We start from the raw sequence: 22,811 nt of genomic DNA, 5'->3' as shown, positions 1-22,811 counted from the left end.
GAGAACTGCACTGATGGCCCTGGCAATTTTTGATCTGGACGAAACCCTGATCCACGGCGACTGCGCCACCCTCTGGAGCGAACAGATGGGCCGACTGGGCTGGGTCGATCCCGAATCGTTCATGCGGCAGAACAACGAACTGATGGACGCCTACAGCCACGGCAAATTGCGTATGGAGGACTTCATGACCTTCAGCCTGGAGCCGATGATTGGTCGCACGGCAGAAGAGGTGGCGCATCTGGTCGGGCCGTGGGTGGAAGACTATATCGAGCCGATCATTTTCAGTGACGCGACTAAAACCATCGCCGCGCACCGCAAGGCCGGCGACCGGATTCTGGTGATCTCGGCCTCGGGCACGCACCTGGTGCGACCGATTGCCGATCGCCTCGGCATCGACGAGATTCTGGCGATCGAACTGGAAGTGGCCCACGGGGTCTACAGCGGTCACACGGTCGGCACCCTGACCTACCGCGAAGGCAAGATCGCCCGGTTGCTCGAGTGGCTGGATGCCGAAGAGGAAAACCTTGAGGGCGCGAGTTTCTACTCCGACTCACGCAACGACTTGCCGTTGTTGCTGAAGGTGGATTTCCCGCACGTGGTCAATCCGGATCCGGTGTTGCTTGAGCACGCCGAAAAAGCCGGCTGGCCAATCCATCTCTGGAAGTAATAGACCACCTGTGGGAGCGTGGCTTGCCCGCGATGAACGATGACGCGGTTCAACTGAAAAACCGTGTCGCCTGAATCACGAGCAAGCCACGCTCCCACAAGGATTGCGTTGAGCCTGAGATGTTTTCGCGGGATCAGGTCAGGCTTTCATCGATCACCAACACCAGTTTCCCCGCGACCTTATTGCTCGCCAACTCGGCAAACGCCGCCTCGGCATCCTTGATCGGGAACGTCTTGGCCAGTTGCGGACTCAAGCGCCCTTCGGCAAACAATGGCCAGACATGCTGGTTCAAGTCACTGAACAAATCCGCCTTGAACTGATCATCGCGGCTGCGCAAGGTCGACCCCAGTAACTGCACTCGCTTGGCCAGCACCTGGGCCAGGTCCAGCTTCGCCTCGCGCCCGCCCATCAAACCGATCAACACCCAGCGGCCGTCCTGCGCCAGCAGCTTCAGGTTGAGCGCGGCATAGTTGCCGCCCACCGGGTCGAGAATCACGTTGAACGGCCCCAGGTCGTTCAGGCTTTCCAGGTCGCCGGTGCGCACCACTCCGCCCTGGGCGCCGAGGGCTTCGCAGTACGCCAGACGCTCCGCGGAACCGACGGTGACCCAGCACGGATTGCCATACGCCTTGCACAACTGAATGGCGGCTGAACCAATTCCGCTGGCACCCGCGTGCAGCAGAACTTTCTCACCGGGCTTGAGCGCTGCAAGATGAAATACATTTAACCAAACGGTCGCATACACCTCCGGTAACGCTGCCGCTTCCACCAACGACACGCCTTCGGGAACCGGCAACACATGCCGCCCGTCGACCACCACTTCTTGCGCCATGCCCCCCCCGGCCAGCAAGGCACAGACCCGGTCGCCCACCTGCCAGGCCGAGCCCGGACCGACTTCGCTGATGACCCCGGAGCACTCAAGACCGAGCACTTGGCTGGCACCGGGAGGGGGCGGATAGAGCCCGGCCTTCTGTAATAAATCGGCGCGATTAAGGCCCGCTGCCGCCACTCGAATGCGCACTTGTCCTACATCACACGCAGGACTCGGTGCTTCAACCCATGCCACTTGACCTTCCACGCCTTGCAATGCTTTCACAGTGCCTCCATAGTGAGTCTGGACTGAGCCCGCTGCTATAGCGCCGGGCTTTTTGCATTATGCGACCGGCCCTCGTGGTACCGGCGACTTCAAAGACGGCCTAATATGCGTGATCAATTGTCCCCGCGTCGAATCAGCATGAAGCATTTGTTTCCCAGCACCGCCCTAGCCCTATTCATTGGTATCGGCCTTTTGCCGATGTCGAGCAATACGTTTGCAGCCAATAGCTGGGACAACCTTCAGCCTGATCGTGACGAAGTGATCGCCAGCCTGAACGTCGTCGAGCTGCTCAAACGTAATCATTACAGCAAGCCGCCACTGGATGCCGCACGCTCGGTGATCATCTACGAGAGCTACCTCAAGCTCCTGGATCCATCGCGCAGTTATTTCCTGGCCAGCGATATCACCGAATTCGACAAGTGGAAGTCCCAGTTCGACGGCTTCCTCAAAAGCGGCGACCTCAACCCTGGGTTTACCATCTACAAGCGCTATCTGGACCGGGTCAAATCGCGTCTGGACTTCGCCATTGCCGAGCTCAACAAGGGCGTCGACAAGATGGACTTCAGCACCAAGGAAACCTTGCTGATCGATCGCAAGGACGCCCCTTGGCTAACCTCCAACGCAGAGCTTGACGACCTGTGGCGCAAACGCGTCAAGGACGAAGTACTGCGAATGAAGATCGCCGGCAAAGACTCCAAACAGATTCAGGACACCCTGACCAAGCGCTACAAGAACCAGTTGTCGCGCCTGGACCAGACTCGTCCGGAAGACATCTTCCAGGCGTACATCAACACCTTCGCCATGTCCTACGACCCGCACACCAATTATCTGTCGCCGGATAACGCGGAGAACTTCGACATCAACATGAGCCTGTCCCTTGAGGGCATCGGCGCCGTGTTGCAGAGCGATAGCGATCAGGTGAAGGTCGTGCGTCTGGTGCCCGCAGGCCCTGCCGACAAGACCAAACAGGTGGCACCGGCCGACAAGATCATCGGCGTTGCCCAGGGCAGCAAAGAAATGGTCGACGTGGTCGGCTGGCGTCTGGACGAAGTGGTCAAGCTGATCCGTGGTCCGAAAGGCACAGTCGTGCGCCTGGAAGTGATTCCGGCCAGCAATGCGCCAAACGATCAGACCAGCAAGACCGTGTCGATTACCCGCGAGGCGGTGAAGCTTGAAGATCAGGCCGTTAAAAAGTCGATCCTCAACCTGAAACAGGACGGCAAGGACTACAAGCTCGGCGTCATCGAGATTCCGGCCTTCTATCTGGACTTCAAGGCATTCCGTGCTGGCGATCCGGATTACAAGAGCACCACCCGCGACGTCAAAAAACTGCTGACCGAGCTGCAAAAAGACAAGGTTGATGGCGTGGTCATCGACCTGCGCAACAATGGCGGCGGCTCCTTGCAAGAAGCCACCGAGCTGACCAGCCTGTTCATCGACAAGGGCCCGACCGTACTCGTACGTAATGCCGATGGCCGGGTTGACGTGCTTGAGGATGAAAATCCGGGCGCGTTCTACAAAGGTCCGATGGCGTTGCTGGTCAACCGCTTGTCCGCCTCGGCTTCGGAGATTTTTGCCGGCGCCATGCAGGACTACCACCGCGCGCTGATCATCGGCGGCCAGACCTTCGGCAAAGGCACCGTGCAGACCATTCAGCCGCTCAACCATGGCGAGCTGAAACTGACCCTGGCCAAGTTCTACCGGGTTTCCGGGCAGAGCACCCAGCATCAGGGCGTACTGCCGGATGTTGATTTCCCGTCGATCATCGACACCAAGGAAATCGGCGAAAGCGCCCTGCCGGAAGCCATGCCGTGGGACACCATCAAGGCGGCCATCAAGCCGGCGGTCGACCCGTTCAAGCCTTACATCGCTCAGCTCAAGTCCGAGCATGACGCCCGTTCGGCCAAAGACGCAGAGTTCGTGTTCATCCGCGACAAGCTGGCCCTGGCCAAGAAGCTGATGGAAGAAAAAACCGTCAGCCTCAACGAAGCCGATCGTCGTGCACAACATGCCGATATCGATGCCAAGCAGCTTGTTATGGAGAATATCCGTCGCAAGGCCAAGGGTGAAGCACCGCTCAAAGAACTGAAGAAAGAAGACGAAGACGCCATCGCGGCCGAGCCGGACAAGATCAAACCGGAAGACGATGCTTACCTGAGCGAAACCGGGCGCGTCCTGCTCGATTACCTGAAGCTGAGTAACCAGGTCGCAAAGAAGTAAGGTGATGGCAATTTAATGGTGCCGCTCCCCGGAGCGTCATCAAACAGTCATCATTCTGTCGTGAAATAAGGGACTGGGAGCACTCTTTAACGGGAGTCTGCTCCCAGTCCTTTTTTTATCGCCAGAGAACGCCATGACCACGACCGAACAGCTGAGTGCATTGAGTTCAATACTGGCTCAAAGCGGTTTGCACAGCCTGTTCCAGCCGATCATCAGCCTCTCCGAACGCCGCATCCTGGGCTACGAAGCCCTGAGTCGTGGCCCCTCAAACAGCCCATTGCACTCCCCTATCGCGCTGTTCGCCGTCGCTCGCCAGGCCGGGCGCCTGAGCGAACTGGAAATTGCCTGCCGACAAAGTGCCTGCCGGCGTTTCAACGAACAGCAACTGCCCGGCAAGCTGTTCCTTAACGTCTCGCCTGAATCCCTGCTGGAAACCTCGCACCAACCCGGCCGCACCTTGCAGCTGTTGCAGGATTTCGGTATTCCACCGAGTCAGGTGGTGATCGAACTCACCGAACAGACCCCGACCGATGATTTCGAATTGCTGCAAAACGCCTTGCATCACTATCGGGCGATGGGCTTTTCCATTGCGCTGGACGACCTCGGCGCGGGTTATTCGAGCTTGCGACTCTGGTCCGAACTGCGTCCGGACTACGTGAAAATCGATCGGCATTTCATCGACGGCATTCATCAGGATGCGCTCAAGCGCGAGTTCGTCGGCTCCATCCTGCAAATCGCCAAGGCCTCCAGGGCGCAGGTGATAGCTGAAGGCATTGAGCTGCCGGAAGAACTGGCGGTGTTGACCGAAATGGGCGTCGATCTGGTGCAGGGCTATCTGCTCTGCCGCCCACAGGAGCAGCCGCCTCGTGACGCTCGGGCGCTGATGCCCAAACACGACAGCACCGCCGTGGCGCTGAACGATGAAGGCAGCGACCTCAGCGCCCTGCTCAACGAGCAGCCGGCGGTGGCCCGCGATACGCCGACCGCGACGGTGCTGGAAGCATTTCGCCGCCAGGCCAACCTGAACTCGCTGGCGGTGCTTGATGAGTGGGGCCACCCCTGTGGCATCGTCCACCGCCATTCGCTCTCGGATGCGCTACTCAAGCCGTTTGCCACCGACCTGTTCGCCCGCAAGCCCATCAGCCGTCTGATGAATGATGATTTTCTTGCGGTGGAAATGAGCCAATCGCTGCAACAGGTCAGCCGACTGATCACCAGTCGTGCCAGGCAACGCATCGAAGAAGATTTCATCATCACCCTCAACGGCGGTTATCTGGGGTTGGGTCGGGTGATTGATGTACTGAAGCTGATCACCGAACTGAAGATCCAGCAGGCCCGCTACGCCAACCCGCTGACCTTGCTGCCGGGCAACGTGCCGATTCAGCAATGCCTGACCCGCCTGCTGCAACAGGCGCGGGAGTCGGTGATCTGCTATGTGGACATCGACAGCTTCAAGCCCTTCAACGATATCTACGGCTACGGGCGTGGAGATGAAGTCCTGCTGTGCCTGGCGCAATGCCTGAACGACCGCGTCGACCCGTCCCGCGACTTTGTCGGGCATATCGGCGGCGACGATTTCCTGCTGGTACTCGGCCCCGAAGACTGGCGCAAACGCTTGAACCAGTTGCTGGACGACTTCCAGAGCCAATGCCGACGCTTCTATCGCAGCGAACATCTGGAAGCCGGCTGCTTCACCGCCCCCAACCGCCAGGGCATGAGACAGGAATTCCCGCTGCTGTCATTGTCGATTGGTGTGGTGCACCTGCACCCAGAGGCTTGCGCGGGGCTGGATGCGAGCCAGTTGGCCGAGATGGCGTCCCAGGCCAAACACCACGCGAAGAACGTGCCGGGGTATAGCGTGCATGTGATTGATAGTTTGGCGGTGCCTGGATGTGAGGATGAACGACTCATAGGACAGCGGTGATTGAACGGGCGCCTTCGCGGGCAAGCCCGCTCCCACAGGGTCTGATGGCGTACACAATTTTCGTGCTCGACTTGATCCAATGTGGGAGCGGGTTTGCCCGCGAAAGCGTCTGCGCGGACAACGTCATTCACAACTGAACAGTCGCTAGCCAATGTTCGAAATTTTAGAAAAATTAAATGAAAGAACATTACGCTAGCCGAATACCCATAAAAACAACCCGCAAGATTTACAAAATAACATCTATATAAGCTGCAAGGATCACCTACAAACCCTACCAAGTCTAAGACCCATGATAAAAATCAAATACCTCACCAAGCAGCTCTATCTTCGAGATTTGCTTTTTTGAGTTCGTCATTCCACGCAGCACTAAGAACTTCGTAAATATCCTCAAAAAATTTGCGAGGCTCGTCCATTTCATCCCAACAGTCTGGAAAGCGATTGGTGCTTTCGCAGTCATGCTCTAGCAAAGCCTGAAAATCATACTCACGATCTTGCAGCGCTAGATACAGAGCGTTAACCAATATGAACTTATGCCTATAACTCAAATAGTCATTAGTACCTACTATGTATTTTTCTGCGAGACCCTTCCGATCTGCCGATTGGTTAATATCATACGCATCTAATTCTTCACCAAGAGTTTCCTCCCGATCATACACATCGAACACACCGATTAGTTCACGGACACTTGGCTTATACTCAATATCTAAAAATGGGTGCTTTATCATTTCATATCAACCGGATGCGAGGTAAATGGAACAGGGTTTTCCCCGTTACTAAACTTCGTCTCAGAACCATGCATTAACTCAAGGAGATTAGGTTTTTGGGAGTCTTTTTTATTGGGCTTATAACCTCTCCCTACATTTTCGTTATCACGCCGGACAATTGGATAGCCGTTCACATCAGTTCCCGTAAACTGCGCCATACCCCTAACAACCCTCGTCATATCACCATTCAAGGTATGCATATGTAAACTCCAACTCTTATATTGAGAGCTTAAGTTCCCCTTTTTTGCTTTCTTTTTTGTAATTGGGTCGGTCCCATCAATAGCACGCTGACGAATGACCGCATCAGGAACCGCGGCACCATGCTTACCAATAGAGTGCATTCCGGGATATTTATCCTCAAAACGCTCAACCCAGCGCTTAGCAACCTCATCCTTAAGAGTCTCTATCCTCGCCCGCCGCTGCTCCCCCGTCAGCTTCGGAAGCGCCGGCGCTCCTTCATCAACAACCGCCCCACCCACCTCATCCGGCTTCGAACACCCCGACTTATTCGGTGGTGGGCAGTTGCCGCTCAACCCCAACGGATCAACCCACCCCGTCGGGTTCGGCACGTACCGATACGGGTTCAGCCCGCCCGCCAGTTTCACCGGGTCCGGCGTCAGGTACCGCCCGACTCCCGGATCATAGTACCGATGGCGGTTGTAGTGCAGGCCGCTCTCGGCGTCGAAATATTGCCCCTGAAACCGTAGCGGCTGGTCGAGTTGTTCGCTGGCGCCGTGGGTCAGGTCGGTGATTTTGCCGTAGGCGTTGTATCGGGCGGACCAGACAATCTCGCCGCCGTAATCGGTCAGTTCCTGGGGTGTGCCGAGGTGGTCCAGTTGATAGTAGAAGGGGCAGGCCTTGTGTGGGCCTTCGCCGTCGAGCATGGCCAGCGGGCGGAAGCTGCCGGGTTCGTAGACGTAGCTGCGGTTTCAGGCGTTGAAATTTTTTGATTAGTAACCATGTTCTTCTTACCTGCGAGCGTATGGCGTGCATGTGACTAATAATTTGGCGGTGCCTGGATGTGAGGATGAACGGCTCATAGGGCAGCGGTGATTGAACGGACGCCTTCGCGGGCAAGCCCGCTCCCACAGGGTCTGATGGCGTACACAATTTTCGTGCCCGACTTGATCCAATGTGGCAGCGGGCTTGCCCGCGAAAGCGTCTGCGCGGACAACGTCATTTTCGACTGAATACTTGCTAGCCGATGTTCGAAGGTCTTGCCTGCAATCGCCGCCCGATCATATCCAGCACGTCAAAGCCATCATGCAATGGAATGGCACAGAGCAAGACAAGTCCCTGGAGAATCATTGAGGAAGTTCCGGCGAAACCGCGCGAAAACTTCGGACTTGTACGATCTAATCTACGTTTTTCCAAGTGGATTGATCTTCGAGGCTGGCTTTTTGCAGATCATCTTTCCATTCAACAGGTGCCAATCGAAAAACGTCCTCAAAAAAAATTTAGTATTTTCCATCTCATCCATCAGGAAATGATGAGTGCGCTTCTGGCGCATATTTCAGCAGCGACTGAAAGTCATAATTTTTATCCTGAAGCGCCTCTTCCGACCATTTGTAGAGAAGGCGCTTTCGATATGAGCGTTTTTTTCGGGAGGCAATACTTAAGGATGAGCTCCTTCCTGTCTACCGGGTCATTGGGATCGAATCCATCCAGCTCTTCGCCTAAAGCTTCTTCACGATCATAAATATCAAAACACCCTAAAAAACAAGAAGATATCGGAATGTACGGCCGTCCAATCCATCGATCAACTAACATACTTCCACACTACCAAGTAGATTGATCTTCCAGCCTTGCTTTATTTAGGTCTTCCCTCCATTCTTCGCCTGCCAGCCTATATATTTCTTCAAAAAATCCACGAGCATCCTCTATCTCTGTTTCATCCCAAACTATAGTACTGCACTCATCGTAATCGCTTTCAAACTGAGCAGAGAAATCGAACCCCTTATCAATTAAAGCCATTTCCAATACTTTGAACAGAGCAAATCGATGCCTATAGCTTAGATAATCCAAATCACGTAGCACGAATTTTTTAATTATTTCGCAACGGTCCTGAATATCATTAGGATTATATTTTTTGAGAGCCTCACCTCTGTCCTCCTCCCGATCATAAACTTCAAGCCCCCCCAAAATATAAGATAGGCGGGGCTCCCATGACAGACTTACATTCTCAAACGGAGATTTCAACAAAATTACTCCTCTCTAGTTTCTTGGAAAAGCCGTGAATGGTCGTTTGATATTTTTCTTATCAAATCTAACTTCCGCCTCATTCATGACTTCCACATATTTTGGATTATCACGATCTTTATCATTTGGCTTATACCCTCGTCCGGCCCCAGGTATTTTGACTCTAACAACAGGATTACCTTTTGTGTCATATCCAGTAGGTTCAGGCACTTCCTTATCCATCTTCGAGATAGCATATTCAATCGCTTGGCACTGCAAAGTCCAACACGTAAATTGAGAGCTCGAGTTAACTCCTTCTTTTTTACCTTTTTTTGTTGGATGAGAACCATCAATTGAGCGCTGCTTCAGAGCCTCGTCCGGGATTTCTGGCCCGTGCTTCGCAACACTATGCATGTCATATTTTTTTTCCCAAGATAAGACTTTTCGCTTTGCCTCTTCTTTTGGTCGCAGCTTTGGAAGCGCCGGCCCACCCTCATCAACCTTAGCGCCCGCAGTATCATCCGGCGCTTTACACCCCGGCTTATTCGGTGGTGGGCAGTTGCCGCTCAACCCCAACGGATCAACCCACCCCGTCGGGTTCGGCACGTACCGATACGGGTTCAGCCCTCCCGCCAGTTTCACCGGGTCCGGCGTCAGGTACCGCCCGACTCCCGGATCATAGTACCGATGGCGGTTGTAGTGCAGGCCGCTCTCGGCGTCGAAATATTGCCCCTGAAACCGTAGCGGCTGGTCGAGTTGTTCGCTGGCGCCGTGGGTCAGGTCGGTGATTTTGCCGTAGGCGTTGTATCGGGCGGACCAGACAATCTCGCCGCCGTAATCGGTCAGTTCCTGGGGTGTGCCGAGGTGGTCCAGTTGATAGTAGAAGGGGCAGGCCTTGTGTGGGCCTTCGCCGTCGAGCATGGCCAGCGGGCGGAAGCTGCCGGGTTCGTAGACGTAGCTGCGGTGGTGGTCTTCGCCGTTTTCGGCGACGAGTTGATCGCCCTGCCAGAAGAACTCGGTGGTTTTGCCATCGACGGTTTTGGCGATGCGCCGGCCGAAGGCGTCGTAGCGGTAACGGGCGCAACGGCCGTCTGGCAGCGCGATGCCGATCAGCCGGTGCTGACAATCGTAGGCGTATTCAGTGACCCGTTTCTGCCCGGTGCCGCGCCGCTCGCGGATCAGGTTGCCGTAGGCGTCGTAGTCGTAATGCCGGTCGCCTTGCAGCAGCAAGCGGTCGCCTTTGACGGTCGTCGGTCCCGCTCGATCCTGCATCAGCAGGTTGCCCGCCGGGTCGTGGGCGAAGCTTTCCGGGGGCTCGTTGCGCGTGTGACGCACGCGGGTCAGGCGGTTGAGGGCATCGTAGTAATAGCTGCGCTGGCCGTATCGGCTGTCGGCGACGGACGCCAGGTTGCCGTTGACCGCATAGCGGTAGTGGCGCAGGTACAACGGCCGGGACTGCTGGTTGACGGCGTGGGCCTGTAACCGGCCCTGTTCGTCATAGTGGTACTGACTGATGAGCTGGCCTTGCTGGCGCTGCTGTTCGCGACCGAATTCGAATTGATGGCTGGTGAGCCGCGCACCATTGAGGTCGATGGCGGTGAGTGCGCCGCCCTTGGCGTGGTGGTAGTCGAGCTTGCTGTTGTCCGGCAGGCGCAGCTGTTTGAGCTGGCCGCAGACGTCGTAGGCATAACGCAAGGTGCCCCAACCCTGATGCTCGGTGATCAGCCTATCCTGTTGGTCGTACTCGAAGGCCAGGGGATGGTCGTGGCCGTCGTCGACGCCCACCAGGCGCCCAAGGCGATCGTAGCGGTATGCGACCTTGATGCCGTCGGGCAGGGTCTTGAGCAGCAAGCGCCCTGCCGCATCCCGCTCATAAGCGGTGACAAGCGTTGAGTCGTCATCGCCGAACTCGGTCTTTTCCAGCAGGTGGCCGTTGAGGTCGTAGGCATAAGCCGTGCGACGACCGTCGAACCCGGTTTCCTGTCGGATCAAGCCATTGGCGGTGTAATCCAGCCGATATTTTTCACCGGATTCGTTCTCTATTTCCGTGAGCAATAGCAACGCGTTGTCGTAGCGGTACCTGAGCTGGCTGCCGTCGGGGTTGATGCGCCGGCTGACCTGATGCAAGTCATCGGCATACTCGTAGCGGGTGACGTGACCGAGTTCATCCCGTTCGGCGGTGATCTGGCTGTAGGCGTTGTAGCTGAAAGCGCGTGTTGCACCACTCGGTAGAGTGGTCTGGATCAGTCGGCCAACGGCATCCCATTCATGACGGGTAACGGCGCCGTGTTCATCCTGCGTGGTAGTCCGCCGCCCCAGTACGTCGTAGGCATAACGCCGATGACTGCCATCGGGCAGGGTTTCTTCGATCAGTTGCCCCAAGCCGTTCCAGACGAATACGTGCCGACTGATGTCCGGGTAGCGGATCGACAGCAGTCGTCCCTGAGCGTCGTAGTGGTAATGCGTGACCTGCCCGTGCGGGTCGACGGCCTCGGTGATGTCGCCCTGAGCATTGCGCCGGTACGTCCACACCGCGTCGCCACGATAGCGGGCATGCAAGAAGCCGTTGCGGTATTCGTAGGCCGTTGGCTCGTCTGCGGGCGGAATCAGCGCCACGAGGCGTCCGACTTCGTCGTAGCGGTATTGCGTGAGCGCCCCGAGCGGGTCCTGCTCGGCAATCAGTCGGCCGTTGTCGTCGTAGGCCTTGAGGTGCTCGCCGCCGTCAAGCTCGACCTTGCGCACCAACCGCGCGCGCTCGTCGTGGACATACACCTCTTCGCTGCCGTCGATGTTCTTGACGGTGACACTGCCTTCGTCGTCCCAGACGTAGCGCGCATCCGTCTGGGCAAATGACGCCCAGTGGCGGATGCATCTGGCAGCCTTGCCGGACTTTTCCCACTCCCAGAAGAAACTCGCCCCACCGCCCAACTGCCGCTGCAGGATGACGTGCTGTTCGTTGTAGTCGTAGCGTTCGCTTTCGCCGGCAGCATTGGTCGCTTCGATCAGCCGATGGCGTTCGTCATAGCGATAACGGACCCATGTCAGCTCGGTGTGCCAGGCCTCGTCGGCCGTTGGGGCCGGGCGAAAAGACTGGTAATCGACGGCGATCAGGTGAGCGCGGTCATAGCGCAGCAGCAAGGCGCGACCGGCGCCGTTATCCAGGCGTTTGATACGCTCGCGACGGTCGTGGGTGATGTGCAGGCGGTTGTCGTAGGCGTCGCTGATCGCCGTCAGCCGGCCGTTGTGGAAGTGGTAGAACCGCGCCTCTTCACCGGCCTGGGCGAGGATCAGTTCGTCGGAGTCATTGCCCAGGTAAATCGCCGCGCCCGACAGGCTGTTGTGGATCGCCGGGCGTTGCGCATTTGGCAGCGGGAAAAAGGTGCGACGGTTTTCGTGGTCGATCCAGAGGATGCCGTCACCGTCGATTTCCAGGCGATGGGCCAGGCTGTGACTCCAGCCATAACCGAGGCCGCCGTCAATCTCGGCGGCGCTGGTGCGGTAGAGCCGGGTGAAATCGAACGGCAGGATGCCGTCCAGCGAACCGTCGGTGAGGGTCAGCAGTTCCTCGCCGGTGACCATCGATACCGGGCATTTGTTGGTCGCGGTTTTGTCGGCGGGTTCGGCGCTGTCGCCGTTGGGATTTTTCGCCTGTTTCGGGGCGTCGTCGTGGTGTTCTTTATGCTTGATGACGGTGTTGCGCCGGGGGTTCCAGCTCAGTTGCATCTGGCCTTTTTTAACCGCGGCAACCACGCCTCGGGCGGCGATCTTTTTGTAGCGGTCGACGTATTGAGTGATGTTGTTGAGGATGGAGAAAACGGCTTCGACGAAGCGTATTGCCAGATTCGCCAGCAACCAGCCGTACTTGGCTCCGCGAGAGATCAGCCAGGCTTTGGCCAAAGGAATTCCGGCACCCGTAGCCGCTAGCACCAGGGCAATCAGAATATCGATCAGCAGCGAGACGATGACCTGGCTGGCCGTTTCTGCCGAGATGCCAGCGATCTGGCTGGGCGGTAGTGCTTCGAACCAAAGACTCGCAGCGCGCATCAACAGGCAAAGCACCGCTTCATCGCTGGCGAGCAGCATGGCTTTTTCGAATGCGTCCGGGGACTTTTCTGCCAGGTCGATCAACTGTTGGGCGCCACTGCCCAACTCCTCAAGAAGCTTGCCTGGATCTTTCAGGGTGTTGAAAACGAGGCTGATGCCATCCCAGACACCGGTGATTGCCGCCAGGCTCCCGGCCAGCAACCCATTGCCCACGGCGGCCGATGTTGACTGCGACCACTGCGGCTTGAACACCTTCCACTCATTGCGCAGCCAGTCCTCCAGCTCCTTGGTCAGGCCATCGTAAGACGTGAAAAGATCCTCGACCTGGTCCGGGCTGACCTGACTGTGGACGTGAACGCGATATTGCTTGCCGGGAGTGCCTTCAAACCTGCCCTTGCCGTTTTCATCAAGCATGACGGGCGTTATTTCACCGCCATCACGGGCAATCACATCCACCTGAATGTTGCCCAATGGAATGTCGTAGACCGATTCGAACTGGCTCTCGATTTCCAGAATTCCGCTGGCCGGGCACGTGGCGACCATCGAGAAAAAATCGGCATCCTTCATGCCCACGGTTTTACGGGTGTTACCGAACTTGAGGCGCCGGTCCATGCTCATCAGCGACGGCAAATCGGCGGCATGGCTGATCGCATCCGCCGTCCAGTTAAACCAGTGGTCGAGTTGCTGGCGGTACAGGGTCAGGGTGTCTTTGAAACTGTCGAGTTCCCGCTCGATGCGGTCGACGTGTTCCATCAACACACCGGGCGGCGTGGAACGGGAAGAAAAATCGGGGCAAACATGAGCAATCCCTCGCGCAGAAAATGGCGCGCAAGACTTTGCGGGGGATCAGACAGGAAAGAAGTCAGGCAAGTCAGCCGCTTCTGTAGGATTTCTCTTTCAATCCACAATCGCGGAAACAAAAACGTGGCGGGAGATTGCTCTCACGCCACGTTTGTACATCGGACAACGATGGGGTTATTGCGCCGGGCCGCGAGATGCCAGCTCTTGCAACTTGAGTTCAGCCAATGGATGGCCGGCCTTGGCCGCCATGCCCCACCAGCGTGCAGCCTCAACCGCATCCGGGGCTTTGGACGGCGTTCCGGCAAGGCTGATGACGCCGACCTGATACGCCGCCTTGCCATCCCCCGCCAACGCGGCCAGGCGCAGCAATCGCACGCCCTCCTCGCGAGCCCCAAGGCCCATGCCGCGAAACGTCAGGATGTGGCCATAGAAGCTCTGCGCGCCAACATCGCCAAGGTTGGCCATGCGCGCGAACTGACCTTCGAGCCAGCGCCAGCCTCGTGGCTGGCGGACAAACCACGACCAGTGAAACAACCGGCGGGCCAGCCAGTAACCGGCCCGCGCCTTGAGTTGTAACAGCACTCAGGCCTCTGCCGACTCGGGGTATTCGTATTCAAATACCCGCACCACTTCCGAAGCGTGCCAAGACGCGGCGGCCACGCCGTCGGACGGCCCGGAAAAACGCCCAAGGCGCTCGACGCATTCAAAGAAACCGGTGCGTGGCAGACGGCTCGCGCCCTGGCTGATGACCAGCGAGCTGCGCAGCGGCTGCTCGGCCTTGGCGTCCAGCGCGGCCAGGTGTTCAAGGGCCGCGGTCAGGGTTTGCATGGCCGGCGTCGGCAACTGCAAACGCTCCAGCAGCGCTCGATACGTCAGCAGATGGCGCTGACGCCGTGCCTGATCCAGTTCACCCAGCAACCCGTCCCAATGTTGACGACTGATGCGTACGCTCACGACTCATCCCTCCATCCTGGCACCGTCAATTCCCAGGCCAGGCTGCGGCGAATCGCAGCGTCAGGCAGACGCTCGCCACTTTCGATCAAGGCCAGATAAGACGGGCTGATGCCTACCGTGCGGGCCAACGCCTCGATGGCGATGCCCTTCCCTTCGCGCAAACTGCGTAGTTGATCCAGACCCGGAAGAATCTGGTCTGGCGAGGCCGCACGGCGCACTACGGCGTCTTGTGGCGGTTGCTCGTTGATGCCTGCCGCTTTGAGTAGAGCCTGATACTGAGCCCACGGCACAACCGCATACTCGGGCTCGCCTTCGCGAGTGATTATCTGAATATCCATGACTTCCCCGTAGGACAACGACACTTAGCGAGTCGGCACTTTTCCCTTGAAGTGTAATCCTAACAGCGGCCACGGTCGCGGGGGGCATGAATCTATGGCTTAAGCCGATTCGGCCCGGTCTTCTTTCGGCCCCTGAAGCTGAAGTTGCTCCGGGGTATCGGGCAGACGTTCGACCACGGCCAGTTTTTCCGGCACCTGACGATCACGCCAGGCACGAAAGGCGCTGAGCTCATCGTCGAGGGTTTTCATCACCCAGGCCAGCACGGCGATATCATCGAGCATGCCAAACACCGGGATGAAATCGGGGATGGCATCAAAGGGACTGAGGAAATACATCAGGCCTGCGACAACGGTCAGCATCGACTTACGGCTGATCGCCCGGTAGTCGCCGCGCCAGTAGGCCAGGCAAAGTGCCTGCAGCAAGCGCAAGTCATCCTTGAGCTTGCCCAGCCGGTTGCCCTCACTGGCGCCTTTGCGGGCCACGGCGAACAACAGGGCTGGCAAACGGCCACGGGCCAGCAGACGTCCGGCCAGGGGCAGGAAACGGGCGAAATTCCACGGTGCTTTCATATTTCCTCCCTCTGAAATGTTATCCACACAAATTGTGGATAACCTTGTGAACAGAGCTATTTTTCACGGCTGAAAGCCCCGTTTCATAAGGGCTGAGCTCAGATCGGGCGTTTTTTACTCACATAAAAAAACCCAAGATTTCATTGACTTGGCGCCGGTCTGCGTCTAGCACGACGCCTTCAATGGCTATGACTCCAGCCTACACCATCGGTTCGCATTGTTTGTCCATCGCCAAACGCCAGATGCAACAACGCCCCGCATAAGCGAGGCGTTGTTGTCAAAGCAGGCGCTGGTTACTTGGCAGCAGCGTCTTCTTTGGCTGGGTCTTTGATTGCCAGCAGTTCCAGGTCGAATACCAGCACGGAGTTGGCTGGAATCGCCGGGCTTGGGCTTTGGGCGCCGTAAGCCAGGTCGCTAGGGATGTACAGTTTGTACTTCTCGCCGACGTGCATCAGCTGCAGGCCTTCGACCCAACCCGGAATCACACCGCTAACCGGCAGATCAATCGGGCTACCGCGATCCACGGAGCTGTCAAAGGTAGTGCCGTTGGTCAGCTTGCCGGTGTAGTGAACAGTCACTACGTCGGTAGGCTTGGGCTGTGGGCCGTCGGCTTTCTTGACCACTTCGTATTGCAGACCGGAAGCCGTGGTGACGACACCTGGCTTCTTGGCGTTTTCTTCGAGGAATTTTTTGCCAGCGGCTGCCGACTCTTCGCTCATCTTGGCCATGCGCTCTTCAGCACGCTTTTGCAGCGCGGCGAAGGCTTCAACCAATTCGTCGTCTTTCAGCTTCTGCTCTTTCTTGCCGACGGCATCTTCGATGCCCTGGGCTACGGCTTTGGAATCGAGATCATCCATGCCTTCCTGAGCCAGGCTTTTGCCCATGTTCAGGCCAATCCCGTAGGAAGCTTTTTGCGCCGGGGTTTTCAGCTCTACGCTGGTCTGCGAATCACAACCCGCAAGTACCAGGCTAACCAGGGCCACCGCCGCCGCCAACCGATGCTGTTTCATGCTATTTCCTTGTTCATGCGCCTAAAGGGCAATCGAGTAAAGCCGCGAGCTTATCAGGCGGCCACGACCAATGGCTACCGGCATGAGAGCAGGAAACTTCTGATAAGTTCAGGTGTTTTAACGCATTTCAGAAATGACACGATGAAGATTCTGTCAGCTTGAGCCCACAAAGGCAGAGGCCGGATCCCACGACATCTGGCGTAATGGCCTCTTGATACTGCACCATTCGCTCAGGCATAAGAGAACCACAACTCGACAAGGATGTTCATCTTGCGTCTCTTATTCCGTTTGCTGATGTTGATGGTCGCCCTGCCGGGGCTGGGCCTGGCCGTGGTGCTGTACTACGTGGCCTATCCGAAACTGCCGGTTTATATACCTGCCGAGCAGGTGCATTACCTGGAGCAGTGGAGTGCCGCCGACCGACAGATTTACTACTTCACGCCCCAGGGCACGCAGGTCAAAGGGCTGCACTACGACTGGTTCACGGCGCTTGAATTGCCTTTTTCGCAACAGCGTTTTGCCGCGCCGGAGTACCTGGCGCGTTTCGGTTTTCTGATTGACCCAGGCCAAAAAGCCACGCCGAACAACCCCGGCAACCTGCCCGTGGGTTTCGCCCGCCACCAGAATTCCGGCGACCAGGCCCAATATCTGGACATCACCTGCGCCGCATGTCACACCGGAGAACTGCATTTCAACGCACAGGCGGTGCGCATCGACGGAGGCTCGGCCCAGCATGTTCTGCCATCAAGCGTACCGACGTTGCGCGGCGGCAGTTTCGGTCAGGCCTTGGTGGCCAGCCTTGTATCGACATACTACAACCCGTGGAAATTTGAGCGTTTCGCCCGCAACGTTCTGGGGTCGGACTACGACTCCGGGCAGCAGGCCCTGCGCAAAGACTTCAAAAACTCACTCGATACGTTCCTCAAAGTCGCCTGGAACGACACCCATCGCGGGCTCTATCCAACCGAGGAAGGTCCCGGTCGCACCGATGCCTTCGGGCGTATCGCCAATGCCACGTTCGGTGACGCGATTTCTCCCGACAACTACCGGGTAGCCAATGCCCCGGTGGACTACCCGCAGCTGTGGGACATGTGGACGTTTGACTGGGTACAGTGGAACGGCTCGGCACAGCAACCGATGGCGCGCAATATCGGTGAAGCGCTCGGGGTGGGTGCCACGCTGAATTTGTTCGATGCCGACGGCCAACCTCTTGAAGGCGATGCACGTTATCCATCGAGCGTACGAGTCCGCGATCTGAACCGGATTGAACAAACCCTGCAACACCTCAAGCCACCTGCCTGGCCCGAGGCATTGCTGGGCAGTGTCGATAAAACCCTCGCGGCCAAAGGTCGAGCGCTGTTCACTGAAAACTGCGCAGGCTGTCACGTGCCTGCCGTTACCCAAAGCGAAGGACGGCAACTGCAACACCTGAAAATGCTGTCGGTGGACGTGATCGGTACCGACCCCGGTGCCGCCAACAACATCGCCGACCACCGCTTCGACCTGACGGCACTGCAATGGGACCCGGCAGAACTGGGGCAGCTGGATGTACAGCTGCACCCGGCGCCTTCCGAACCGCTGGACCTGAGCACGCTGTCAGTGGCCAAAGGGCTGGCTTACGTCACTGCGTTCGTGGAGAACCGTGCGTATCGCGAGGCTGATGTCACGCCAACCGAGAAACCGCAGCTCGACGGCTTCGGCCTGCCGATCGGCGTTCGTGAATTACGTGCCTATAAGGCCCGGCCACTGGCAGGCGTGTGGGCAACGCCGCCGTTTCTGCACAACGGCTCGGTGCCGAGCCTTTATCAGTTGCTCTCGCCGCAGGACGAGCGTGCAACCACCTTCTATAAAGGCACCTTCGAATACGATCCCAAATACCTCGGTTACCGCACCGAAGCCTTTAATAACGGCTTCCTGTTCGACACACGCATCACCGGCAATCACAACAGTGGCCATGAATTTCGCGCCGGTGAGCGAGCGAATGGTGTGATCGGTCGCTTGCTGCAGCCGCAGGAACGCTGGGCGCTGCTGGAGTACCTGAAAGTGCTGGGCGGCCCACTGGAGTCGCAAGTGCCATGACCTTCGCCTCGACACCAAGGACTTTGCCATGCTGATCACACTCTGGTTGCGCCTCGGCGCTTTTCTCATCAAGGCGCTCCTGCTGTTGCTCGGCCTCGGGCTGCTCGGCTGGGCATTGGCGACAGCCTGGTTTGCCTGGCAGCACAGCGGGCCGGTATCGGCGCAGGAACAGATCCCGGACGGCGAAGCGGCGATGACCCAGGACATCATCCAGACTGCCGTGCGCATCGTCGATCAGCACCGGGAAAACACCCGCTACCTGCGTGATGCCCACGCCAAGGCGCATGGCTGCGTGAAAGCCCAGGTGCAGGTGTTGCCGGATCTTGCGCCAGAATTGCGTCAGGGCGTGTTCAGTGAGCCCGGCAAAACCTGGCAGGCGCTGATTCGGCTGTCCAACGGCAACGCCTACCCGCAATTCGACAGCATCCGCGATGCACGGGGCATGGCGATCAAGTTGTTCGATGTGACGGGCCAGCAATTGTCAGCCGATCAGCAAGGACGCGGCGAGCAGGATTTTGTGATGTTCAGTCATCCGAATTTCTTTGTCAGCAATGTCGCCGAGTATCGTCAGAATATGGCCGCTCAGGCTGACGGAAAGACCGCGATGGCGTTTTTCCCAAGCGGGGACCCGCGCACCTGGCAGGTCCGCCATCTGTTTATCGCCTTGAAAACGCTCTCCCCTGCCCCGGACAGCCCGACACGGACCACCTATTTTTCGGTTTCGCCCTATAAATTCGGTGAAGCCAACGCCAAGTTCCGGGTCATGCCGGACCCCGCAAGCTGCCCGGACTACACCCTGCCCGCCCAGAATCACAGCTTGCCGAACTTCTTGCGCAACGCGCTCAATCAGCAACTGTCGACCGACCGCGTGCCCGCCTGCTTTGTCTTGCAGATCCAGCGTCAGGACCCGAGCAAGTACATGCCCATCGAAGACACCAGCATTGAATGGCGTGAAAGCGATGCTCCTTTCGAAACCGTGGCGCGGATCAACATCCCCGCGCAGGATTTCGATACGCCTGTACTGAATCTGCAATGCGACAACCAGTCGTTCAACCCGTGGTTTGGCCTGGAGGCGCATCGACCGGTGGGCGGCATCAATCGTTTGCGTAAAGCTGTGTATGAAGCGGTCAGCGATTACCGCCACAGACGTAATGCCGAGCAATAAGGACAGCAGAAACAAAAAAAGCGACCCTGAGGTCGCTTTTTCATTGAAGGCAGGCAAAAAGCCAATCTCCAGACAGCAGAAAGCCCGCACTTGGCGGGCTTTCTGTGTGGTGACCTGGCGTTCAGCGTTCCAGATTACCGAATATGGCGCAGCGGACGGGACTCGAACCCGCGACCCCCGGCGTGACAGGCCGGTATTCTAACCGACTGAACTACCGCTGCGCGTAACATTGAAAGTAAATGGTGGGTGATGACGGGATCGAACCGCCGACATTCTGCTTGTAAGGCAGACGCTCTCCCAGCTGAGCTAATCACCCTTTACCTTCGTTGCGGGGCACATTATGCCACAGGTTTTCGTAAAGTGTTGATTTAATTGAATTTTTTTCAAAAAAATCTGAAAACCGATGAAACAACACATCCTGCAGGAACAACAGACAGAAAAAAACCCGCCTAAGCGGGCTTTTCCGTGGTGACCTGGCGTTCAGCGTTCCAGGTTACCGAATATGGCGCAGCGGACGGGACTCGAACCCGCGACCCCCGGCGTGACAGGCCGGTATTCTAACCGACTGAACTACCGCTGCGCGTAACACATGAAACGAATGGTGGGTGATGACGGGATCGAACCGCCGACATTCTGCTTGTAAGGCAGACGCTCTCCCAGCTGAGCTAATCACCCTTCGCTTCGGTGTGGCGCGCATTCTACGGAGCGACCCAACCTCTGGCAAGCACTTTTTTAAATAATTTTTTCAGGCCTTCCAAAGGCTTAGAGAAGGGTTGGCCTATAGCACCGCGAAGAGAATAATGCCCTCCTTTGTATAAAGGAGAGACTCACCCCATGTGGTTCAAAAACCTGCTTATCTATCGCCTGACCCAAGATCTGCCTTTTGATGCCGAGGCGTTGGAAACTGCACTGGCCACCAAACTGGCGCGTCCATGTGCAAGCCAGGAGTTGACCACCTACGGTTTCGTCGCGCCGTTCGGCAAAGGCGAAGATGCTCCGCTGGTACACGTCAGCGGCGACTTCCTGCTGATCGCAGCACGTAAGGAAGAACGCATTCTGCCGGGCAGCGTCGTGCGCGACGCGGTCAAGGAAAAGGTCGAAGAGATCGAAGCCACGCAAATGCGCAAGGTCTACAAAAAGGAGCGCGATCAGATCAAGGATGAAATCATCCTCGCCTTCCTGCCTCGTGCCTTTATTCGTCGCTCGTCGACCTTCGCCGCCATCGCGCCGAAACAGGGGCTGATCCTGGTCAACTCCGCCAGCCCGAAACGCGCCGAGGACCTGCTGTCGACCCTGCGTGAAGTGATCGGCTCGCTGCCGGTGCGTCCGCTGACCGTGAAAATGGCACCGACCGCGGTCATGACCGATTGGGTCAAAACGCAAAAAGCCGCGGACGACTTCTTCGTTCTGGACGAGTGCGAATTGCGCGACACCCACGAAGATGGCGGCATTGTGCGTTGCAAGCGCCAGGACCTGACCAGCGACGAAATCCAGTTGCACCTGAGCACTGGCAAAGTGGTCACTCAGCTGTCGCTGGCCTGGCAGGACAAGTTGTCGTTCATGCTCGACGACAAGATGACGGTCAAGCGCCTGAAGTTCGAAGATCTGCTGCAGGATCAGGCTGAACAGGACGGCGGCGACGAAGCCCTGGGCCAACAGGACGCCAGCTTCACCCTGATGATGCTCACCTTCGGCGACTTCCTGCCGGCGCTGGTCGAGGCGTTGGGCGGGGAAGAGATTCCGCAGGGGATCTAAGAACAACCGGTTTCCCTGAAGAAACCGGATCAAATGTGGGAGCTGGCTTGCCTGCGATGGCGGTGGATCAGTCAGCTCAAACGTTGCCTGACCCACCGCCATCGCGGGCAAGCCCGGCTCCCACCTTGATTGGATTTCCACCCTGCAATCGCCACTAATAACAAGGATCAGACCATGCGCGCACTGGCTGCATTAAGCCGCTTTGTCGGCAACACATTCGCCTACTGGGTGCTGATTTTCGCCGTGCTGGCATTCCTTGAACCGGCTTGGTTCATCGGCCTGAAAGGCGCCATCGTGCCGCTATTGGGCCTGGTGATGTTCGGCATGGGTCTGACCCTCAAACTCGAAGACTTCGCCGAAGTCGCGCGCCATCCGTGGCGCGTGGCGCTGGGCGTGGTTGCCCATTTCGTGATCATGCCCGGTATGGCGTGGTTGCTCTGCCAGGCGTTCCACCTGCCGCCGGAAATCGCCGTCGGGGTGATTCTGGTGGGCTGTTGCCCAAGCGGCACGTCGTCCAACGTAATGACCTGGCTGGCCCGTGGCGATCTGGCACTGTCGGTGGCCATCGCCGCCGTCACCACCCTCCTCGCCCCCCTGCTGACCCCCGCGCTGATATGGCTGCTGGCGTCGGCGTGGTTGCCGGTGTCGTTCATGGAGCTGTTCTGGTCGATCCTGCAAGTGGTGCTGCTGCCGATTGTGCTCGGCGTGATCGCGCAACGTGTGCTGGGCAACAAGGTTCGTCACGCCGTGGAAGTGTTGCCGCTGGTGTCGGTGGTCAGCATCGTCATTATTGTCGCCGCCGTCGTGGCGGCCAGTCAGGCGAAAATCGCCGAGTCCGGCCTGCTGATCATGGCGGTGGTGATGCTGCATAACAGCTTCGGCTATCTGCTGGGTTATTTCACCGGGCGCCTGTTCAAGTTGCCGCTGGCTCAGCGCAAGTCCCTGGCGCTGGAAGTTGGCATGCAGAACTCCGGTTTGGGGGCGGCGCTGGCAAGCGCGCATTTCTCGCCGCTGGCGGCGGTGCCGAGCGCGCTGTTCAGTGTGTGGCACAACATTTCCGGGGCGTTGCTCTCGACGTATTTCCGCCGTATGAGTGAGAAACAAGACCGGGAAGCAGCAGCCCGGCAGGCAACCAACTAAGCCGCAAACTTGATCCAGCGATTAATGACGGGCACTCTACGGCGTACGCGGGGACGACCCTGCGGCTCGATCGAGTCATTAATCTGGGGACGACCCCGTCAATCGA

17 protein-coding genes and 4 tRNA genes are annotated in these 22,811 nt (G+C 57.7%); 7 read left to right on the top strand and 14 right to left on the bottom strand.

Features of this window, described 5'->3' with window-relative positions; genetic code table 11:
• Positions 1 to 13: 13 nt before the first annotated feature.
• Complete coding sequence (locus POF45_RS25170) at positions 14 to 667, top strand: HAD family hydrolase (RefSeq protein ID WP_259501099.1); 654 nt, start codon at positions 14 to 16, stop codon at positions 665 to 667.
• Positions 668 to 800: 133 nt separating this feature from the next.
• Here POF45_RS25170 and POF45_RS25165 read toward each other — a convergent pair whose 3' ends face one another.
• Positions 801 to 1,763, bottom strand: a complete 963-nt coding sequence (locus POF45_RS25165) for an NAD(P)H-quinone oxidoreductase (protein WP_259501098.1) — start codon at positions 1,761 to 1,763, stop codon at positions 801 to 803.
• 138 nt (positions 1,764 to 1,901) lie between these two features.
• On the opposite strand from POF45_RS25165, the gene POF45_RS25160 reads away from it, so the two are divergent.
• Both POF45_RS25160 and POF45_RS25155 read left to right on the top strand, forming a co-directional pair.
• Entirely contained in the window at positions 1,902 to 3,983 is a 2,082-nt protein-coding gene (locus POF45_RS25160) for a carboxy terminal-processing peptidase (protein ID WP_259501097.1), read from the top strand.
• Positions 3,984 to 4,116: 133 nt separating this feature from the next.
• Positions 4,117 to 5,907: a bifunctional diguanylate cyclase/phosphodiesterase gene (locus tag POF45_RS25155; protein WP_259501096.1), complete on the top strand. Its 1,791-nt coding sequence runs from the start codon at positions 4,117 to 4,119 to the stop codon at positions 5,905 to 5,907.
• A 308-nt stretch (positions 5,908 to 6,215) separates the two neighbouring features.
• Here POF45_RS25155 and POF45_RS25150 read toward each other — a convergent pair whose 3' ends face one another.
• The 9 genes from POF45_RS25150 to bamJ form a co-directional block, all read right to left on the bottom strand.
• Positions 6,216 to 6,632, bottom strand: coding sequence for a hypothetical protein (locus POF45_RS25150; protein ID WP_282316976.1), 417 nt, complete (start codon positions 6,630 to 6,632; stop codon positions 6,216 to 6,218).
• Positions 6,629 to 7,555, bottom strand: a complete 927-nt coding sequence (locus POF45_RS25145) for an RHS repeat domain-containing protein (protein ID WP_431978618.1) — start codon at positions 7,553 to 7,555, stop codon at positions 6,629 to 6,631. Before POF45_RS25145 ends, POF45_RS25150 begins: the two co-directional genes overlap by 4 nt.
• Positions 7,556 to 8,450: 895 nt before the next feature.
• Positions 8,451 to 8,870: a hypothetical protein gene (locus POF45_RS25135; RefSeq protein ID WP_349016871.1), complete on the bottom strand. Its 420-nt coding sequence runs from the start codon at positions 8,868 to 8,870 to the stop codon at positions 8,451 to 8,453.
• 15 nt (positions 8,871 to 8,885) lie between these two features.
• Positions 8,886 to 13,646, bottom strand: coding sequence for an RHS repeat-associated core domain-containing protein (locus tag POF45_RS25130; protein WP_282316974.1), 4,761 nt, complete (start codon positions 13,644 to 13,646; stop codon positions 8,886 to 8,888).
• 222 nt (positions 13,647 to 13,868) lie between these two features.
• Positions 13,869 to 14,276, bottom strand: a complete 408-nt coding sequence (locus tag POF45_RS25125) for an SEL1-like repeat protein (protein ID WP_259501082.1) — start codon at positions 14,274 to 14,276, stop codon at positions 13,869 to 13,871.
• On the bottom strand, positions 14,277 to 14,648 hold the full coding sequence (locus POF45_RS25120; RefSeq protein WP_003223109.1) for a hypothetical protein: 372 nt from the start codon (positions 14,646 to 14,648) through the stop codon (positions 14,277 to 14,279).
• Positions 14,645 to 14,986 carry a helix-turn-helix domain-containing protein gene (locus POF45_RS25115; protein ID WP_259501077.1) on the bottom strand — a complete coding sequence of 114 codons (342 nt, stop codon included), beginning with the start codon at positions 14,984 to 14,986 and terminating at the stop codon, positions 14,645 to 14,647. Before POF45_RS25115 ends, POF45_RS25120 begins: the two co-directional genes overlap by 4 nt.
• 99 nt (positions 14,987 to 15,085) lie before the next feature.
• Positions 15,086 to 15,556: a YkvA family protein gene (locus POF45_RS25110; RefSeq protein WP_259501075.1), complete on the bottom strand. Its 471-nt coding sequence runs from the start codon at positions 15,554 to 15,556 to the stop codon at positions 15,086 to 15,088.
• 293 nt (positions 15,557 to 15,849) lie between these two features.
• The gene (bamJ, locus tag POF45_RS25105; RefSeq protein ID WP_259501072.1) at positions 15,850 to 16,566 is read right to left on the bottom strand and encodes a BamJ family beta-barrel-assembly machinery protein; all 717 of its coding nucleotides are present in this window, start codon (positions 16,564 to 16,566) and stop codon (positions 15,850 to 15,852) included.
• Positions 16,567 to 16,836: 270 nt separating this feature from the next.
• Between bamJ and POF45_RS25100 the strand changes: the two genes are divergently transcribed.
• Both POF45_RS25100 and POF45_RS25095 read left to right on the top strand, forming a co-directional pair.
• The gene (locus POF45_RS25100) at positions 16,837 to 18,645 is read left to right on the top strand and encodes a di-heme-cytochrome C peroxidase (protein ID WP_282316973.1); all 1,809 of its coding nucleotides are present in this window, start codon (positions 16,837 to 16,839) and stop codon (positions 18,643 to 18,645) included.
• Between the two features lie 28 nt (positions 18,646 to 18,673).
• Positions 18,674 to 19,810, top strand: coding sequence for a catalase family protein (locus POF45_RS25095; RefSeq protein WP_282316972.1), 1,137 nt, complete (start codon positions 18,674 to 18,676; stop codon positions 19,808 to 19,810).
• 144 nt (positions 19,811 to 19,954) lie between these two features.
• Here POF45_RS25095 and POF45_RS25090 read toward each other — a convergent pair.
• The 4 genes from POF45_RS25090 to POF45_RS25075 all read right to left on the bottom strand — a co-directional run bounded on the left by POF45_RS25090 (position 19,955) and on the right by POF45_RS25075 (position 20,485).
• Positions 19,955 to 20,031 (bottom strand) — tRNA-Asp (locus POF45_RS25090).
• Positions 20,032 to 20,050: 19 nt separating this feature from the next.
• Positions 20,051 to 20,126 (bottom strand) — tRNA-Val (locus POF45_RS25085).
• A gap of 187 nt (positions 20,127 to 20,313) precedes the next feature.
• A tRNA-Asp gene (locus POF45_RS25080) sits at positions 20,314 to 20,390 on the bottom strand.
• Between the two features lie 19 nt (positions 20,391 to 20,409).
• Positions 20,410 to 20,485 (bottom strand) — tRNA-Val (locus POF45_RS25075).
• A 159-nt stretch (positions 20,486 to 20,644) separates the two neighbouring features.
• Between POF45_RS25075 and rdgC the strand changes: the two genes are divergently transcribed.
• Entirely contained in the window at positions 20,645 to 21,565 is a 921-nt protein-coding gene (gene rdgC / locus POF45_RS25070; protein WP_259501067.1) for a recombination-associated protein RdgC, read from the top strand.
• Positions 21,566 to 21,739: 174 nt separating this feature from the next.
• Positions 21,740 to 22,705, top strand: coding sequence for a bile acid:sodium symporter family protein (locus tag POF45_RS25065; RefSeq protein ID WP_282316971.1), 966 nt, complete (start codon positions 21,740 to 21,742; stop codon positions 22,703 to 22,705).
• The last annotated feature ends 106 nt before the right edge of the window (positions 22,706 to 22,811 follow it).

Source organism: Pseudomonas fungipugnans (assembly GCF_029955235.1).
Classification (GTDB): Bacteria; Pseudomonadota; Gammaproteobacteria; order Pseudomonadales; family Pseudomonadaceae; genus Aquipseudomonas; species Aquipseudomonas fungipugnans.
Note: the sequence above shows the minus strand (reverse complement) of the source record. Positions and strands in the feature narration are given on the sequence as shown.

What these genes read in the sequence shown, in the direction of transcription:
- POF45_RS25145 (WP_431978618.1), bottom strand. Translation starts at nt 7,555, where the DNA reads ATGCTCGACGGCGAAGGCCCACACAAGGCCTGCCCCTTCTACTATCAA.
- POF45_RS25130 (WP_282316974.1), bottom strand. Translation starts at nt 13,646, where the DNA reads ATGGAACACGTCGACCGCATCGAGCGGGAACTCGACAGTTTCAAAGAC.
- POF45_RS25115 (WP_259501077.1), bottom strand. Translation starts at nt 14,986, where the DNA reads ATGGATATTCAGATAATCACTCGCGAAGGCGAGCCCGAGTATGCGGTT.
- POF45_RS25150 (WP_282316976.1), bottom strand. Translation starts at nt 6,632, where the DNA reads ATGATAAAGCACCCATTTTTAGATATTGAGTATAAGCCAAGTGTCCGT.
- bamJ (WP_259501072.1), bottom strand. Translation starts at nt 16,566, where the DNA reads ATGAAACAGCATCGGTTGGCGGCGGCGGTGGCCCTGGTTAGCCTGGTA.
- POF45_RS25110 (WP_259501075.1), bottom strand. Translation starts at nt 15,556, where the DNA reads ATGAAAGCACCGTGGAATTTCGCCCGTTTCCTGCCCCTGGCCGGACGT.
- POF45_RS25155 (WP_259501096.1), top strand. Translation starts at nt 4,117, where the DNA reads ATGACCACGACCGAACAGCTGAGTGCATTGAGTTCAATACTGGCTCAA.
- POF45_RS25170 (WP_259501099.1), top strand. Translation starts at nt 14, where the DNA reads ATGGCCCTGGCAATTTTTGATCTGGACGAAACCCTGATCCACGGCGAC.
- POF45_RS25160 (WP_259501097.1), top strand. Translation starts at nt 1,902, where the DNA reads ATGAAGCATTTGTTTCCCAGCACCGCCCTAGCCCTATTCATTGGTATC.
- POF45_RS25065 (WP_282316971.1), top strand. Translation starts at nt 21,740, where the DNA reads ATGCGCGCACTGGCTGCATTAAGCCGCTTTGTCGGCAACACATTCGCC.
- rdgC (WP_259501067.1), top strand. Translation starts at nt 20,645, where the DNA reads ATGTGGTTCAAAAACCTGCTTATCTATCGCCTGACCCAAGATCTGCCT.
- POF45_RS25095 (WP_282316972.1), top strand. Translation starts at nt 18,674, where the DNA reads ATGCTGATCACACTCTGGTTGCGCCTCGGCGCTTTTCTCATCAAGGCG.